15 protein-coding genes, 15 tRNA genes and 1 rRNA gene are annotated in these 15,349 nt (G+C 56.0%); 30 read left to right on the top strand and 1 reads right to left on the bottom strand.

The features are described from left to right. The 24 genes from rrf to ACFPPD_RS14710 form a co-directional block, all read left to right on the top strand. Positions 1 to 97, top strand: a 5S ribosomal RNA gene (gene rrf, locus ACFPPD_RS14825); the annotation flags it as partial. Between the two features lie 22 nt (positions 98 to 119). After that, positions 120 to 195: transfer RNA gene (locus ACFPPD_RS14820), tRNA-Asn, on the top strand. A 3-nt stretch (positions 196 to 198) separates the two neighbouring features. Continuing rightward, positions 199 to 291 (top strand) — tRNA-Ser (locus tag ACFPPD_RS14815). Positions 292 to 317: 26 nt separating this feature from the next. Next, positions 318 to 392 (top strand) — tRNA-Glu (locus tag ACFPPD_RS14810). A gap of 101 nt (positions 393 to 493) precedes the next feature. Then, positions 494 to 570 (top strand) — tRNA-Met (locus ACFPPD_RS14805). Between the two features lie 38 nt (positions 571 to 608). Then, positions 609 to 685 (top strand) — tRNA-Asp (locus ACFPPD_RS14800). Positions 686 to 697: 12 nt separating this feature from the next. Beyond that, positions 698 to 773: transfer RNA gene (locus tag ACFPPD_RS14795), tRNA-Phe, on the top strand. Between the two features lie 23 nt (positions 774 to 796). Further along, positions 797 to 872: transfer RNA gene (locus ACFPPD_RS14790), tRNA-Thr, on the top strand. 19 nt (positions 873 to 891) lie between these two features. After that, positions 892 to 975 (top strand) — tRNA-Tyr (locus ACFPPD_RS14785). Between the two features lie 16 nt (positions 976 to 991). Further along, a tRNA-Trp gene (locus ACFPPD_RS14780) sits at positions 992 to 1,065 on the top strand. 23 nt (positions 1,066 to 1,088) lie between these two features. Beyond that, positions 1,089 to 1,164: transfer RNA gene (locus ACFPPD_RS14775), tRNA-His, on the top strand. A 19-nt stretch (positions 1,165 to 1,183) separates the two neighbouring features. Beyond that, a tRNA-Gln gene (locus ACFPPD_RS14770) sits at positions 1,184 to 1,257 on the top strand. Between the two features lie 8 nt (positions 1,258 to 1,265). Then, positions 1,266 to 1,340: transfer RNA gene (locus ACFPPD_RS14765), tRNA-Gly, on the top strand. 18 nt (positions 1,341 to 1,358) lie between these two features. Beyond that, positions 1,359 to 1,432, top strand: a tRNA-Cys gene (locus ACFPPD_RS14760). A 16-nt stretch (positions 1,433 to 1,448) separates the two neighbouring features. Continuing rightward, a tRNA-Arg gene (locus ACFPPD_RS14755) sits at positions 1,449 to 1,525 on the top strand. A gap of 20 nt (positions 1,526 to 1,545) precedes the next feature. Next, a tRNA-Leu gene (locus ACFPPD_RS14750) sits at positions 1,546 to 1,631 on the top strand. A gap of 231 nt (positions 1,632 to 1,862) precedes the next feature. Then, positions 1,863 to 3,491, top strand: a complete 1,629-nt coding sequence (locus ACFPPD_RS14745) for a methyl-accepting chemotaxis protein (RefSeq protein WP_209749423.1) — start codon at positions 1,863 to 1,865, stop codon at positions 3,489 to 3,491. 371 nt (positions 3,492 to 3,862) lie between these two features. Next, positions 3,863 to 4,162: a LiaF transmembrane domain-containing protein gene (locus tag ACFPPD_RS14740; protein WP_209749424.1), complete on the top strand. Its 300-nt coding sequence runs from the start codon at positions 3,863 to 3,865 to the stop codon at positions 4,160 to 4,162. 47 nt (positions 4,163 to 4,209) lie between these two features. After that, a complete protein-coding gene (locus ACFPPD_RS14735) occupies positions 4,210 to 4,875 on the top strand; it encodes a PspA/IM30 family protein (RefSeq protein WP_209749425.1) in 666 nt (221 codons plus the stop codon). A 2-nt stretch (positions 4,876 to 4,877) separates the two neighbouring features. Further along, positions 4,878 to 5,393, top strand: a complete 516-nt coding sequence (locus tag ACFPPD_RS14730; protein WP_209749426.1) for a PspC domain-containing protein — start codon at positions 4,878 to 4,880, stop codon at positions 5,391 to 5,393. A gap of 4 nt (positions 5,394 to 5,397) precedes the next feature. Then, positions 5,398 to 6,081 (top strand): PspA/IM30 family protein, encoded by a 684-nt coding sequence (locus ACFPPD_RS14725; RefSeq protein ID WP_209749427.1) that lies wholly within the window; start codon positions 5,398 to 5,400, stop codon positions 6,079 to 6,081. Positions 6,082 to 6,319: 238 nt separating this feature from the next. Then, on the top strand, positions 6,320 to 6,958 hold the full coding sequence (gene liaF, locus ACFPPD_RS14720) for a cell wall-active antibiotics response protein LiaF (RefSeq protein ID WP_209749428.1): 639 nt from the start codon (positions 6,320 to 6,322) through the stop codon (positions 6,956 to 6,958). Positions 6,959 to 6,979: 21 nt separating this feature from the next. After that, positions 6,980 to 8,023 (top strand): sensor histidine kinase, encoded by a 1,044-nt coding sequence (locus tag ACFPPD_RS14715; protein ID WP_209749429.1) that lies wholly within the window; start codon positions 6,980 to 6,982, stop codon positions 8,021 to 8,023. Positions 8,024 to 8,028: 5 nt separating this feature from the next. After that, the gene (locus tag ACFPPD_RS14710; protein WP_378082546.1) at positions 8,029 to 8,682 is read left to right on the top strand and encodes a response regulator; all 654 of its coding nucleotides are present in this window, start codon (positions 8,029 to 8,031) and stop codon (positions 8,680 to 8,682) included. A gap of 41 nt (positions 8,683 to 8,723) precedes the next feature. Here the strand turns inward: ACFPPD_RS14710 and ACFPPD_RS14705 are convergent, their stop codons facing one another. Then, the gene (locus ACFPPD_RS14705) at positions 8,724 to 9,053 is read right to left on the bottom strand and encodes a hypothetical protein (protein ID WP_209749430.1); all 330 of its coding nucleotides are present in this window, start codon (positions 9,051 to 9,053) and stop codon (positions 8,724 to 8,726) included. Positions 9,054 to 9,253: 200 nt separating this feature from the next. Between ACFPPD_RS14705 and zwf the strand changes: the two genes are divergently transcribed. The 6 genes from zwf (at position 9,254) to ACFPPD_RS14675 (ending at position 15,258) form a co-directional block, all read left to right on the top strand. Then, positions 9,254 to 10,804 carry a glucose-6-phosphate dehydrogenase gene (gene zwf, locus ACFPPD_RS14700; RefSeq protein ID WP_209749431.1) on the top strand — a complete coding sequence of 517 codons (1,551 nt, stop codon included), beginning with the start codon at positions 9,254 to 9,256 and terminating at the stop codon, positions 10,802 to 10,804. 23 nt (positions 10,805 to 10,827) lie between these two features. Next, a complete protein-coding gene (locus ACFPPD_RS14695; RefSeq protein WP_209749432.1) occupies positions 10,828 to 11,448 on the top strand; it encodes a cyclase family protein in 621 nt (206 codons plus the stop codon). 229 nt (positions 11,449 to 11,677) lie between these two features. Then, positions 11,678 to 12,301, top strand: coding sequence for a YhbD family protein (locus ACFPPD_RS14690; protein WP_209749433.1), 624 nt, complete (start codon positions 11,678 to 11,680; stop codon positions 12,299 to 12,301). 15 nt (positions 12,302 to 12,316) lie between these two features. After that, complete coding sequence (locus ACFPPD_RS14685) at positions 12,317 to 13,015, top strand: polymer-forming cytoskeletal protein (protein ID WP_209749434.1); 699 nt, start codon at positions 12,317 to 12,319, stop codon at positions 13,013 to 13,015. Further along, positions 13,008 to 13,676, top strand: coding sequence for a bactofilin (locus ACFPPD_RS14680; RefSeq protein ID WP_209749435.1), 669 nt, complete (start codon positions 13,008 to 13,010; stop codon positions 13,674 to 13,676). The genes ACFPPD_RS14685 and ACFPPD_RS14680 overlap by 8 nt, the downstream gene beginning before the upstream one ends. A gap of 31 nt (positions 13,677 to 13,707) precedes the next feature. Further along, positions 13,708 to 15,258: an MDR family MFS transporter gene (locus ACFPPD_RS14675; RefSeq protein WP_209749436.1), complete on the top strand. Its 1,551-nt coding sequence runs from the start codon at positions 13,708 to 13,710 to the stop codon at positions 15,256 to 15,258. The last annotated feature ends 91 nt before the right edge of the window (positions 15,259 to 15,349 follow it).

The following is a 15,349-nucleotide window of genomic DNA, read 5'->3' as shown; positions in this document are numbered from 1 at the left end:
GGTCCCACGCGTACCCATCCCGAACACGACCGTTAAGCCCTCCAGCGCCGATGGTACTTGGACCGCAGGGTCCTGGGAGAGTAGGACGCCGCCAGGCTGGTTTGATGAATTGCTTACATTCCCTGATAGCTCAGTTGGTAGAGCACTCGACTGTTAATCGAGTTGTCACAGGTTCGAGTCCTGTTCGGGGAGCCATATGGAGAGGTGTCCGAGTTTGGTCGAAGGAGCACGATTGGAAATCGTGTAGGCGCCTAAAGCGTCTCGAGGGTTCGAATCCCTCTCTCTCCGCCATCATTTTCCGTAAGCAACGCAAGCTAGGCCCCTTGGTCAAGCGGTTAAGACACCTCCCTTTCACGGAGGTAACAGGGGTTCGAATCCCCTAGGGGTCACCATTTTTTCCAAAAAGAATTGCCAGAAATTGAGGGTTGCATTACATAGGCGACATGAGGTATGATAATAAAGTCGCTCAATAAAGCAACCAAATAGTTAACGACGCGGGGTGGAGCAGCCCGGTAGCTCGTCGGGCTCATAACCCGAAGGCCGCAGGTTCAAATCCTGCCCCCGCAACCAACTTTCACTCTCGGCTTATTACCGAGTATGCACATCGCGGAGCCGTGGTGTAGTGGCCTAACATGCCTGCCTGTCACGCAGGAGACCGCGGGTTCGAATCCCGTCGGCTCCGCCATCTTTTCCTTAAGGCTCGATAGCTCAGCTGGTAGAGCAGAGGACTGAAAATCCTCGTGTCGGCGGTTCGATTCCGTCTCGAGCCACCATCCAGTACTTTACAACATAATTCGCCGACTTAGCTCAATTGGTAGAGCAACTGACTTGTAATCAGTAGGTTGGGGGTTCAAGTCCTCTAGTCGGCACCATTTCTTTACTCCTGATCGCGGAGGATTAGCGAAGTGGCCAAACGCGGGAGACTGTAAATCTCTTCCTCACGGTTCGGTGGTTCGAATCCATCATCCTCCACCATTTTTCTACTCTTCGTAGGGGCATAGTTTAAGGGTAGAACAGCGGTCTCCAAAACCGTTAGTGTGGGTTCAATTCCTGCTGCCCCTGCCAATTGAATAAAGCATTGTAACGCGGCGGTCGTGGCGAAGTGGTTAACGCATCGGTTTGTGGATCCGACATTCGGGGGTTCAATTCCCCTCGTCCGCCCCATTCTCACCAATCTCGACATTGGGGATTAGCCAAGCGGTAAGGCAACGGACTTTGACTCCGTCATCCAAGGTTCGAATCCTTGATCCCCAGCCATTTACTTTGCGGAAATAGCTCAGTGGTAGAGCATCTCGTTGCCAACGAGAAGGTCGCGGGTTCGAATCCCGTTTTCCGCTCCAAATTATCTTTAAGCCTTTGGCGCCATAGCCAAGTGGTAAGGCAGAGCTCTGCAAAAGCTCTACCCCCAGTTCGAGTCTGGGTGGCGCCTCCAAAATGCTTAAGAACATGCGCCCTTAGCTCAGCTGGATAGAGCGTTTGACTACGAATCAAAAGGCCAGGAGTTCGAATCTCTTAGGGCGCGCCAGATTTTATCAATACTCATATGCCGGTGTGGCGGAATGGCAGACGCGACGGACTCAAAATCCGTTTCTCGCAAGGGAGTGGGGGTTCAAGTCCCTTCACCGGCACCAACACAACAAGTTAGAGCTTATTCAAAGGATTGAAAGATCCGATGGATAAGCTTTTTTTGTATACTCGGTGGTTGCTAGCCCGAACGTAGCGCTATGCGATCTTATGTATATTTAAGTCGCTTAATCGTGTGAGCAAAGCTAACGAAAAACTAATAATAACCCGTGACGATTCCATATACTTACCGCCTACATTGAAGAAGCGTAAGAATATAGATGATCGGGTGTGAGCGAATGAAAAACATGCGTCTAACGAGAAAAATGTTCGCGGTTCTGGCTCTGGCCATAACGGTATTGTTGGTAACGAACGCGATAGGCATCTTCAGCTTGAACAACGTGGCGGACGGGTTGATCAGGAAGCTATACTCCGATACCTACAGAGGCGCCGAATTGATGCTGAACGCGGATCGCGACATGTATCAGGCACTTGTGGACGAAAGGTCGATTCTGTCCGCGAAGTCCGGCGAAGAAGGCTCGCAAGAAGATTACAAATCCTACGAGGAAAATATTCAGCAAGTTAGAGATCGCGTCGGAGAAGCGCAAGCGCTGTACGAATCGAAGAAAGCCGATTACGAAGAACTGCGCCACGAACAGTCGAAACGCTCTTTCTTCGAAGCATTCGAGGCGTTCAACGCGGACTTCGCTTCTTGGAGTGCTTCTTCCAAGGCGTTGATCGACGGGAAGATGTCCCAGACCGCGAGCGGCGTGATCGCGGTTACCGCAGAACCGGACGACGCGAAGTTTCATTCGTCGAGGGCGGCTTTGAACGAACTCGAGGAAATGGTGTCCGCCAATGCTTCGTCTTATATCGATAACGTGATTTCGGATAACGCGAGAACGACATGGATCTTGATCACGATAGTCGTCGTGGCGAGCGTCGCGGTCGTCTCCATCGGCTGGCTCGTGCTTCGGTTCGTCGTCCGGGGGATTAAGAAGGTTGCGGCGGTAACGGAGCAAATAGTCAGCGGCAATTTGCAGGTTGAGCCAATCGAAGTCGTCTCGAAAGACGAGATCGGCCAACTAGGATCGTCGGTGAACGCAATGGTAGACAGCTTGAGACAAATGATTCGGAAAATTACCGAAGCCTCGCTTAGCCTGGCGGCCGCATCGAAACAAATCATGGCGGGAACGCAAGGGATCTCCGGCAGCAGCGCGAGCCAAGCGGACCAGTCGCAAACGATAGCGGCGTTATTCAAGGAATTGTCCGATGCAATCAATTCCGTCGCGAGAAGCGCGGAGGGCGCGGCGGAGTTGTCCGAACAGACGACCGTCATCGCCAAGGAAGGCGCGGATGCGCTGCGGGCGACGATGGGCGGCATGAACGAGCTGAACGATCGCATGTCCCACTTGGAGAAGGATTCGAGCCGCATCGGCGATATTATCGAAGTCATCGACGAGATCGCGCAGCAGACGAATTTGCTTGCGCTGAACGCGGCGATCGAAGCGGCGAGGGCAGGCGATCAGGGCAGGGGATTCGCGGTCGTCGCCGACGAGGTTCGCAAGCTCGCGGAAAGGAGCATCGATGCGACGAAACAAATCGCTTCCATCGTGCAAGGCATGCAGAAGAGCGCGGAATCGAGTGTCGTCGCCGTCGCGGATAGCGTCCGGCAGACGAGGGAGACGGGCCAATCGTTCGAACGTATCGTGCAAATGGTCAATCAGTCCTCTGGCAAGGTCGTCGAGATCGCCGCCGCGAGCGAGGAGCAGGCTGCCCAGACGACGGAAGTCATGCTGTCGGTCGAAAGTATCGCGGCCTCGAGCCAAGAGATGGCCGCGGCTTCGGAAGAAACCGCGGCGACGACGCAATCGTTGGCGAAGCTCGCGGAGGAATTGAACAGGCTTGTCGTCGTATTCCGGATATAAGTAGCATACAAAAAGGGCTGTTCCGCCGTTCGCATCCGTTGCGAACTCGCGAGAACAGCCCTTTCGGCTTTCCGTCGTTTTAATTTTTCAAGACGCTGCCGCCGGACAGGGAGCGGTATTGTCGCTGGCCGGAGAAGTCGCCATGCGGGCGTTTGTTTTATCGACGCCTTCGTAGTAGATCATGAGACGTAACCCACAATTGTTCCCATCCCCGGAACCTCAAGTCGGACGCGGGAAAGGTCGCGAGACCGTAGTCGTCCTCGACCACAGTCTAGGTTCAAAAACGTGCGCGAGTCCATTATGCGACGTTGTCGAAAAGCTTAGAATAAAGCCATGAGGTAAACAATTGAAAGAAAAGAGGTGAAACAAACATGCGAAGCGGAAACGGACTCGCGATCGTGCTAATCGTATTCGGGGGATTAATGATCCTCGGTAAGTTGGGCTTCGGCCTTGGCGGTCTGTTCGGTCTGATCGTTCCGATTCTCGTCGTGCTGCTGGGCGTGGTCGCCTGGAATAACGGCAACAGGCTACTCGGCGGCGTCATCACGGTCATCGGCGGAATCATCCTGCTGGGCAAGCTGAGCTTCCTGTTCGTCTGGATCGCGGCGATCGCGTTGATCGCGTTCGGCGTATCGATGATCAACCGCAACAACCGGACGACGAGAATGTGATCGAACTTCTAATAGAAGCTGTTTATCCGTAACGAGGAGGGAAGGACATGAGCGTGTTGAAAAGGGTGCGGGACATGACGGCGGCTTCGTTGAACGACAGGCTGGAGAAAGCGGAAGATCCCGTTCGCGTCATCGATCAATTCCTATGGTCGACGCACCAGGAAATTAACCAAAGCGAAACGTTGCATCGCCAATACGCGGCGCATACGAACAATTTACTCCGGCAATGGAAAGAAGCCGAGCAATGGGCGAACAAGCGCGAACTTCAAGCGGTAACCGCTTTGAAGGCCGGCGAAGAAGACGTCGCCCGGCTAGCGCTGCAGGACAAGGTCGTCCACGAGGAAAGGGCCGAGCGCTATCGGACGCTGTACGAGCAAAGCAACGCCGAGTTGATCGATCTCGAACAGCTGTTGCAAGAGCTAAGGAACGAATACCGCGCCGTGTACGACAAGCGCCAATTCTACGTGGCCAAGATGGAATCCCTTCGCCTTCAGCAACGTTTGAACGCCCGATACGGGCCCGGACAGGCGGATACCGGGAACCTCTTCCGCAAGATCGACGACAAGCTGACGGACATCGAGCTTGAAACCCGAAGTCTCCGGGACTTGCGCAGAATGGGGCAAGAAGCGCTCGTTCACGCGGGAGAGACCGTTAAACATACGATCGACAGGGAACTCGAGCAATTGAAAAGAAAGCTGCAACAAGGAGGATAAACATGAGAAAACTTTATCGTTCGTCGCGAGATCGCAAGCTGTTCGGCATCTGCGGAGGCTTGGCCGACTATTTGAACGTCGACGCGACATTGCTCCGAATTCTGCTCGTCGTCGTGGCCGTATTCTCCGCGGGCTCCGTGGTCTTAGTGTACATCATCGCGGGCTTCGTCATTCCGAAAGAACCTCATTACGGAGGCGGCTACGCCGCTAATCCGGGTGCGTTCGATCCGAGCTGGAAGGGCCATGATCAGCCGGCGTACGGCTACGGCGGCCAAGGCAACAACAATTGGAATCCGGGAACCGGCGCGGGATACGCGGGAACGCCGCAAGGCGCGCCCGACGGATACGGGACGGCGCCTCAGAGCGCGCCTCGCGCCTCCTCGCCCCCTCCGACGGGGCGGACCGCGCAAGGTCTGGATGCCATGATGGAAGATATCGAGAAAAAGTCGCTTCAACGGGAAATCGAAGAACTGAAAGCCAGAATATCAAAATTCGAGAAGGAATCGAAAGGAGAATAACCCCATGGGAGTATTCCAACGAATGAAAGACCTGACAAAGGCGTCCGTGCATGATTTGCTCGACAAGCTCGAGGATCCGGTCGTTATGCTTAACCAATACCTTCGCGACATGGAAAAGGAAATTCACGACGCGGAAGTAACCGTAGCGAAACAAATGGCCGCGGAGCGCCGTATGAAGCAGCGTCTCCAAGAACTCGTCAGGCTCGGCGCCGACCGCGAAGGCCAAGCCGAGCATGCGCTTCGGAACGGCAACGAGCCGCTTGCCCGCAAGCTGCTGGAAGAGCAGGTGCAGATCGACCAGCAAACGGCCGATTTGACCGCACTGCATGCGCAAGCAAGCGCTCAAGTAGGCGAACTGACGACGCAATTGCACGAAATGAAGGAAGAGTTCTACAAGCTGCGCAATAAGCGCAACGAGCTGGCCGCGCGTTCCCAAATGGCGAAAGCCCGCAAGCAGATGGCGCAGATTAGCACGCTCCATACGATCGAGAGCGGATCGGCTTCCCGCGGCTTCCATCGGATGGAGGAGAAGATCATGCAGATGGAAGCGGAAGCGGAAGTCGCGCGCATACCCGGAGCACCGTTCGGCGGGGCGTCGTCCCGCATCGACCCGGATAGGGCTTACCGCGTCGATCAGGAGCTCGAAGCGCTGAAGGTCCGGATGGGACCGAATCTGGACAAAGAATAAAATCGGCATGGCGGGCGGTGTCCTTCGGGACATCGCCTTTTTGCCGTCGAGGCGTACGAGCCAAAGCGGCATCCTCGACCACAGTCTAGGTTCAAAAACGTACGCGAGTCCGTTATGCCGGACCGACGTTGCGATTAGAATAAAGACATCAACGTACCCCGTTGTCGCAAGATATGCTATTATGTCAAATAGCGGATAAGGGTACGAGCGAGGGAGGTGCGGGGAGATGCGGATCGATATGAGAAAACCAAGCAACGCGATCGTTCTGATAGCGGCCGGACTTTACCTCGCCCTCGGCTCCGTCGCGGGCTTCGCGTCGGTTAACGCCGCGCTTCTGATTTTCTTGGGCGTCGTGCGTTATCGGACCGACCGTTCCAGGGTGTCCGTCATCGTGATCGCGATCTCCACGTTGGTGTTGGTCGTCAGCCAATTCGCGCTGTTCGCCATTCTCGTGCTGATCTCGCTGGGCATCTATTATTTTCGGGCGCGCCCGCCCGCGTTCGGCACCCATGTCGGGAAGCATCGGCTGTTCTTGAACATGAGGCTGGACGAGCAATCTTGGGTGCTTCAATCGATGAGCTTCTGGCACGCGATCGGGGAAATCCGCATGGATATGTCGCAGGCCGTTCCCGAAGACAAAGAGACGACGATCGTCCTGCAAGGGCTGGTCGGGGATTTGGAATTGATCGTGCCGGACGATTACGGCATCGAGGTGGACGCGTCCGTGCTGATCGGCCAGGTGTCGTTCAAGCAAATCAAGGAAGGCGGTTTGTTCCACCGGCTGTCGTGGAAATCGCCGAATTACGATCAGTGCGAGACCCGTCTGAAACTTCAATTGTTTTATCTCGTAGGAGATATCAAAATAAAGACGGTATAACCGATTCCGAGGAGATGACGCATGGAATCCCGCAAAGTGACCAACATGGTATGGCGCCATATGGGCGAATCCGTGCTGTACTCCCTCGGAGTCGGCGCCATCGTCGTGTACTTGCTGATCCGCTACGGCATGGAGGTTTCGTTTCTTTCCGTCAGGGAAGTCATTACATACACGTTGTCGACGGTCGGCGCCTTGACGGTGACCGGCGCCGCTTTCGGCCTCTGGAGAAGCTATCCGATCCGGCATAGGCTAGAGTTGCTGAGGGACTCGATGGTCGGACTGGAGAAGGGCAATCCGAGCGTTTCGTTGCCCTATCTCGGCAACGACGAGATCGGTCGGCTCGGCGAGCAGCTCGGCAAGCTCGGGCACAAGTGGGAAGAACAAGTATCGTCGCTTCAGCGCTTGTCCACGAACAACGCGGAACTTGCCAGCCAGGCGAGGATGACTGCGGTCGTAGAGGAGCGCCAGCGTCTCGCGAGGGAGCTTCACGATGCCGTCAGCCAGCAGTTGTTCGCGATTTCCATGACGGCGACGGCGGTCGGCCGAACGATGGACAACGATTTCGAGAGAGCGCGCAGGCAGGTGGAATTGATCGAAGAGATGGCATCGGCCGCGCAATCGGAGATGAGGGCGTTGCTGTTGCATTTGCGCCCCGTCCATCTGGAAGGGAAACGGCTGGCCCAGGCGATTCCGGAGCTCGTGGAAGAGATGAAGGCGAAAGTTCCCGTCGATATTGCCATCGACCTGGAAGAGGATTTGCATCTCAACAAAGGCGTGGAGAACCACCTGTTCCGCATCGTTCAAGAAGCGCTGTCCAATACGCTTCGTCATGCCAAAGCGACCAAGATGGATATCGTTCTTCACCGTCGCGGAGACGCCGTGAGGCTGGGCATTCGGGACAACGGCATCGGATTCGATCCGCAAGTGAGGAAGCAAGCCTCGTATGGGATGACGAACATGGAAGAACGGGTCAACGAGCTCGGCGGTTCGCTTAACATCGCGAGCGCTCCCGGCAAAGGAACGAGAATCGAGATCAGGGTGCCACTTATGGCGGAAGGCGGTTAACGCGGATGACGGAGCAGGGGATGGTCAGGGTGTTGCTCGTGGACGACCACGAGATGGTAAGAATCGGATTGGCGGCCGTGCTCGGTACGGAAGAAGGCATCGAGGTCGTCGGCGAAGCGGGCAATGGCAACGACGGCTTGCGCCTAGCGAGAGAGTATTCCCCCGATGTCGTGTTAATGGACCTCGTCATGGAAGGGATGGACGGCATCGAGACGACCCGTAAAATCATGGAAGAGATGCCCAACGTTCGCGTCATCGTCTTGACGAGTTTCTTGGACGACGAGAAAATGTACCCGGTCATCGAAGCGGGCGCGTTCAGTTACTTGCTCAAGACGTCGAGGGCTTCCGAGATCGCCGACGCGATCCGGGCCGCGGCGCGCGGGCAATCGGTGTTGGAGTCGCAAGTCGCCTCCAAGATGATGAACCGCTTCCGCCGTCCTCCCCAATCGGCCGCGCAGCCTCACGAAGAATTGACGGACCGGGAGATGGAAGTGCTGAAGCTGATCGCGCTAGGGAAGTCGAATCAGGAAATCGCCGACGATCTGTACATCGGGATCAAGACGGTCAAGTATCATCTGACGAACATGTTCGGCAAGCTCGGCGTGGAAGACCGGACGCAAGCGGCCATCTACGCGCACCGCAACGGATTGGCGGAATAAGGGCCGATCGTAGCGGCGCGCGTAGATGGCCGGCGGCGGCGTTACAACGGAATAACCGTTCTAACCGGAGCGAGAGGGATCACCGTTTTCTCGGTGCCGATCGGCAGTGCCGGGCCAAGGCTCATCGACCCCCAGTACGAATGCGACTGGGGTATTTCTTCATGTGGCTCCGGTATTTCTAGGGCCTTGATCTTCGACTTCCGCGACCGGACGGTCGGACGCGAGCTTCTTTCGCCGTTGAGCTCGAGAGAAGACGGCCCGCACGACGTCAGAATGCCGGTATGGCGCGTATCGTCTTCGAGAACGACGCATACCGGACGGCCGAACAACGGCAGCAGCGTTTTTTCGTTGATGTCGCGCATGGACTCCATCGTTTTTCCTCCTTGCCTATGGGTTCGCGTACATTTTATTCAAGTCGGGTTAAATCGCGTACGGACATCCGCCCAAGGAAGCATCGGAGGGGGTGAAAACATGGCGTTGACTTGGTAATTATGCTACACTACAATTCATGAGAATTGACAATTTACAGCATTCGGAACTTCCAACTTCGTATACAAGAAAGAAGAGGAACATGACGGACAATAAACACGAAGCGGTCTCCGCTCATGAAGCGGTTTACTTTATTTTCGGAGCTACGGGCGACCTGGCGCGCCGGAAGCTTTTCCCCGCATTGTACAGCTTATATCGCGAAGGCAAGCTCGGAGAACGTTTCGCGATCGTCGGGCTCGCGCGCCGGCCGCGCACGAACGAGCAATTCCGCGACGACGTCAAGGCCTCCATCGAAGAGTTTTGCCGTTACAAGCCCAAAGAGTCGGAAGGCTGGAACGCCTTCGTCGAGCACTTTACATACCAATCGCTGGACACCGGCAACGTCGAGGCTTTCAAGCAATTGAAGTCCCACACGGAGCAGTTGGAGGCGGCATACGACATTCCGGGCAACCGACTGTTCTACTTGGCGCTCGCTCCCGAGTTGTTCGGCAGCGTCTCGCGTAACTTGCGTGAAGGCGGCATGCTGGAGAGCGCCGGCTGGCACCGTCTCGTCATCGAGAAGCCGTTCGGCTACGACTATCCGTCCGCGGAGCGCCTGAACGAAGAAATCCGGCATGTTTTCCGCGAAGACGAAGTGTTCCGCATCGATCATTACCTGGGCAAGGAAATGGTTCAGAATATCGAAGTGATCCGTTTGTCGAACGCGTTCTTCGAGCCGCTCTGGAACAACAACCATATCGCGAACGTACAGATCACGTTGGCCGAGACGGTCGGGGTCGAAGAGCGCGGCGCTTACTATAACAAGTCGGGCGCGTTGCGCGACATGGTGCAGAACCATATGCTGCAGATGCTCACGATGATCGCGATGGAGCCGCCGAGCCGTCTCGACCCGGAAGACATCCGCGACGAGAAGGTCAAGGTGCTTCGCTCCGTTCGCGTGATGGAGACCGCCGAGACGATTTCCGAGAACATCGTCAGGGGCCAGTATTCGGAAGGCGTTTCGAAGGGGAAAGAGCTGAAGGGCTACCGTCAAGAAGATTCCGTCGATCCGGCTTCCGGAACGGAGACGTTCTTCGCCGCCCGATTGTTCGTCGACAACTTCCGTTGGGCGGGCGTACCGTTCTACGTTCGCACGGGCAAGAGACTCCCGGTGAAGTCGACGGAAATCGTCATCGAATTCAAGAACGTGCCGAACAACGTGCTGTTCGCGAGGAAGCAAGATCTTCAACCGAACCTGCTCGTCATCCGCGTGAACCCGATGGAAGGCATCTATATTAAGTTCAACGCGAAGAAACCGGGCAACGACATGACCGTTCAGCCGGTATCGATGGAATTCTGCCAAAGCTGCCAAGTCGGCTTGAATACGCCGGAAGCCTACGAAAGATTGATTTTCGACGCGGCGCGCGGCGACCACACGTATTTCACGCGTTGGGACGAACTGGCGGTCGCCTGGAAGCTGATCGATCCGATCGCGGCGGCTTGGAGACAAGATCCGGAAGGGTTGCAGTTCTATCCCGCCGGTTCGTGGGGACCGGAGAAGTCGGATGCTCTGCTGGATCGCGAGGGCTACTTCTGGTGGCCGGTGAACGGCCAAGAGGAAGACAACGTCGTATGGGTAACCGCATCTAAATAAAACGCGAGGAGGGCATTTAAAACATGCCTAACATTTACGATATCTCGATGACGATCGAAGAATCGATGCAAGTGTGGAAAAGTTACGAGGCCAAGAAACCGAAAATATCGAACGTCCAAAACCACGACGAAGGCAAGCCGCACGAAAGCTTGCTAACGATTAACACGCACACGGGTACGCACGTGGACGCTCCGCTTCACATGCTTCCGGGCGGCGAGACGATCGAGACGATCGGGCTGGAACGCTTGGTTGGACCGGCTCGAGTGCTCGATCTGACGCACGTGGTCGGCAGCATCACGAAGGAAGATCTCGTTCCTTTCGCGATTCAGCCGGGCGAGCGCTTGCTGTTCAAGACGGCCAGCTCGTTGAGCGAGGACTTCCTGATGGAGTTTCCGTTCCTGCGCGAAGACGGGGCGAAGTATTTGGCCGATATCGGCGTCGGCCTGATCGCGACCGACGCGCTCGGCATCGAGCGCGCCCAAGCGGAATATCCGACGCACCGGACGCTCATGCGCGCCGACGTCATCATCGTCGAAGGCGTACGTCTCAGAGACGTGAAAGCGGGCAACTATACGCTCGTTATCGCGCCGTTGAAGCTGACCGGCATCGACGCGGCTCCCGCTCGCGCTTTCTTGATGGACTAAGTTAGACAAACTTGAAGACCATAGCACGTAAACCTCCTGGATGGTGATGATCCAGGAGGTTTTTTCGTATGTGGATAGGGGCCTGACCGCCGAAGCACCTGTAGTCAGGTGAAACCTATTTGCGCGGGCACGAACGGGCGCTGAGGGAAGAGGTCCCATAAAAATTCGCAACAGGAGCCACCTTTACAACGTAACAGTGTTATGTTACATTAACATTCGGAGGGATGTCATGGAGCCGAATTTAATTTCCAAGAAGGAATTGTTGGATGAGAAGGGCATTTCGTACGGTCAATTGTACCGATGGAAAAGAAAACAGCTCATTCCCGAGGAATGGTTTATCCGGAAGTCGACTTTCACGGGCCAGGAGACGTTTTTTCCGCGGGACTTGATCCTGTCGCGCATCGATAAAATCATGAACAGTAAGGACGACTTATCGCTCGATGAGCTCGCGGATCAACTTTCGCCGGCGCTGCCGCAATACGAGCTCCGCAAATCGGACTTCGTGAAACGTAACATTGTTTCGAGGATCGTCATCGAGAAATTCGCGGCCGAGGATGCGGATACGGTCGTGTATTCGTTCGAAAAGCTGCTGATCTTGTTCGTTGCCGACAAGCTGTTGCAGGCGGGCGAGATGAGCATGGAAGAAGGCGAACGGTTGCTGCATATGCTCAAGGAACATTTTCCGAAATTCGAAGGTAAACCGTGCGATCTGATCTTCATACGCAAAATGGGCGTATCGTCGTTCGCGCTCGCGTCGGCGCCGTCCGAGCTTTACTTCGAGGCCGGAGTCAAGTTGATCGCCCGCATATCGATGGCGGAGTGCGTCGAGCAGTTAAAAGTAAAATTAGCGTAAAGGGGAGAACGGAGCATGGAGACGTCAACCATGAAAGGCATGAAGCCGAATCTCGTCATTAACGGCGTAAGCTCGGCGGGCGGCGGCGACTACGGATCGGTGAAGATCGACGGCGTCGGCACCGTAGAGGGAGACATCAGCGCGGAATCGATTAACGCGAACGGCATGACGAAGATTCGCGGGAGTATAAGAACGGACGACCTGGATTTCGACGGGATGGGGCGAATCGACGGCGACGTGATCGCGAAGAAGTCGGCCATCGACGGCTACTTGACGGTGAAAGGTTCGATCCGGGCAGAGCAATTCGTAATCAACGGCGTGCTAAACGTCGCGGGAGAATGCGAATTCGAATCGCTCGAAGCGACGGGGGCGTTCGATCTTAAAGGCTTCGTGAACGCGGGTCAGATGAACGTCCTGCTTCAAGGCAAAGGCAAGGCGACGGACATCGGAGTGGAATCGATTACCGTTCGCAAAATCCATCGGAGCGCGTGGAGCAAGCTATGGACTTGGGCGATTCCGAAATTCATTCCCGAGCTTCAGGCCAAATCGATCGAGGGCGACAATATTCATCTTGAGAATACGGAAGCGGACGTCGTCAGAGGCAATCGGGTGTTTATCGGCAAAGGCTGCCGCATCGGATTGGTCGAGTATCGGACCGAGCTGCAGAAACATCCGGACGCGAAAATCGGCAAGGAGGCGAAGACGGGTGAGTGAGCAAACGAGACGGGATTTGAAAATGGTCGGGGAAACGACGTCCGCCGGCGGAATGTTCCGCAATGTCAGGCTTGTCGGGGAAAGCGTCATGGACGGAGACGTCGATTGCTTGAAGATGGGCGTGACCGGAGAGTTGGAAGTGAAAGGATCCTTGAAGGCGGAGGAACTAAAAGCGACCGGGGAGTGCGAAATCGGCGGAAAACTGGTAGCGGCGACGGTTCGCGGGAGAGGCGAATTAAAGATCGGCGGAAGCATTCTCTCGGAGCACATCAAGTATACGGGCAATATTCAAGCGGGAGGCGATTGCGAGGCGGGCGTTCTCGAGCTTGAAGGAGCTTTTGCCGTCGCCGGGCTCGTCAGCGGGGAGAAAGTGGACGTAAAGCTGTTCGGGCCTTGCGTCGCGAAGGAAGTCGGGGGAGCTTCGGTGAAAATCAAACGCAGCGGCGCGTCCAAGCTCGTGAATATGTTCCGCCCGGGCAACGCAAGCCTGAAGGCGGAGCAGATCGAGGGCGATACGCTCGAGCTCGAACATACGAAAGCTTCCGTCGTTCGGGGGCAACGCGTGACGATCGGTCCAGGCTGCGAGATCGGTCTCGTCGAATACAAAGATTCGCTGACGGTTCATAAGAGCTCCGTCGTGAAGGAAAGCTTCAAAAGATAAAATCAAACGACAAGAATAGGACGTGCGCAAAATGAATCAAGCGGCCAATCGTAATATTGGCATCGTCATCGCCGGATTGCTTCTCGGCATTCTGATGGCTTCGATGGACAATACGATCGTCGCCACCGCGATGGGCAACATCGTTGGAGAATTAGGCGGACTCGATCAGTTCGTCTGGGTCACCTCTGCCTACATGGTCGCCGAGATGGCGGGCATGCCGATCTTCGGCAAGCTGTCGGATATGTACGGACGCAAAAGGTTTTTCGTCTTCGGCATCCTGGTGTTCATGGCGGGCTCCGCGTTGTGCGGTACGGCGAACTCGATCGCGGAGCTGGCGCTTTACCGCGCGATTCAGGGCATCGGCGGCGGCGCCCTCGTGCCGATCGCTTTCACGATCATGTTCGACGCGGTGCCGCTGGAGAAGCGCGGCAAGCTCGGCGGATTGTTCGGCGCCGTGTTCGGCTTGTCGAGCATCTTCGGACCTCTGCTCGGCGCGTATATTACGGACCATATCGCGTGGGAGTGGATTTTCTACATTAACTTGCCTCTCGGCGTGCTGGCGTTCGTCATGATCGCTTTCTTCTACCAAGAATCGCACGAGCACTCCAAGCAACGGATCGACTGGGTCGGCGCGTTCACGCTCGTCGGAGCCGTCGTCTGCCTCATGTTCGCGCTCGAGCTCGGGGGCAAGAAATTCGCGTGGGACTCCGGGGAAATCATCGGATTGTTCGCCGGCTTCGCCGTGCTCGCGATCGCGTTCCTCATCACGGAGACGAAAGTCGCGGAGCCGATTATCTCGTACGGGTTGTTCAAGAACAGATTATACGCGACGAGCATCATCGTCTCCCTGTTCAGCGGCGCGGCTTTCATCGTCGCTTCAGTCTACATTCCGATCTTTATCCAAGGCGTGCTCGGCGGGTCCGCCACGAATTCCGGACTCGTGCTGCTCCCGATGATGGTCGGCTCCGTCGTCACGGCGACGATGGGCGGTTTCCTGATGACGAAGCTACCGTATCGCAATATCATGATTCCGACGCTCGCGATTCTGGTGTTGGGCACGGCGCTCGTAGCGACGCTGAATTCGGATTCCACGCGATTGATCGTGACGCTGTACATGATTCTAATCGGTCTCGGCATCGGCGCCTCGTTCTCGGTATTGAGCAACGCGGCGATCCACGGACTCGACGCCCGTCAACGCGGAACGGCCAGCGCGACGCTGAACTTCATTCGGTCGCTCGGCATGACGATCGGCATTACGACGTTCGGCATTATCCAAAGCCATGTGTTCCTGAACAAAATGACGGACTTCTTCTCCAAGGGTGACGGCGGAGAAGCGCAAATGCCGCAATTGCCTGAAGGCTTCGACATGAAAGACCCGCATTCGCTGCTTGCGCCGGAGCTGCGCGAGCATATTCCGCCCGGAATACTGGATCCGATCACGAAGATGCTGTCTTCTTCGATCGTATACACGTTCGCATGGGCGATTATTCCCGCCGTACTTGCGCTTTTCGCCGCGTTCTTCATGGGGCGGACGAAGTTGGATCCGACGGCGGAAAGCAAAGAATACGCCTCCGGCCATTAACGGGCGTCGAATGCGGCTCGCGTTCACGTTGAGTTCATATTCGAGTCGTATCGTAACGGAAGCGCCGCTTGCAGGCGGCTATGAAGACGGG

This window comes from Cohnella suwonensis (genome assembly GCF_042655365.1).
Classification (GTDB): domain Bacteria; phylum Bacillota; class Bacilli; order Paenibacillales; family Paenibacillaceae; genus Cohnella; species Cohnella suwonensis.
This window is presented reverse-complemented; position numbering and strand designations above follow the sequence as displayed.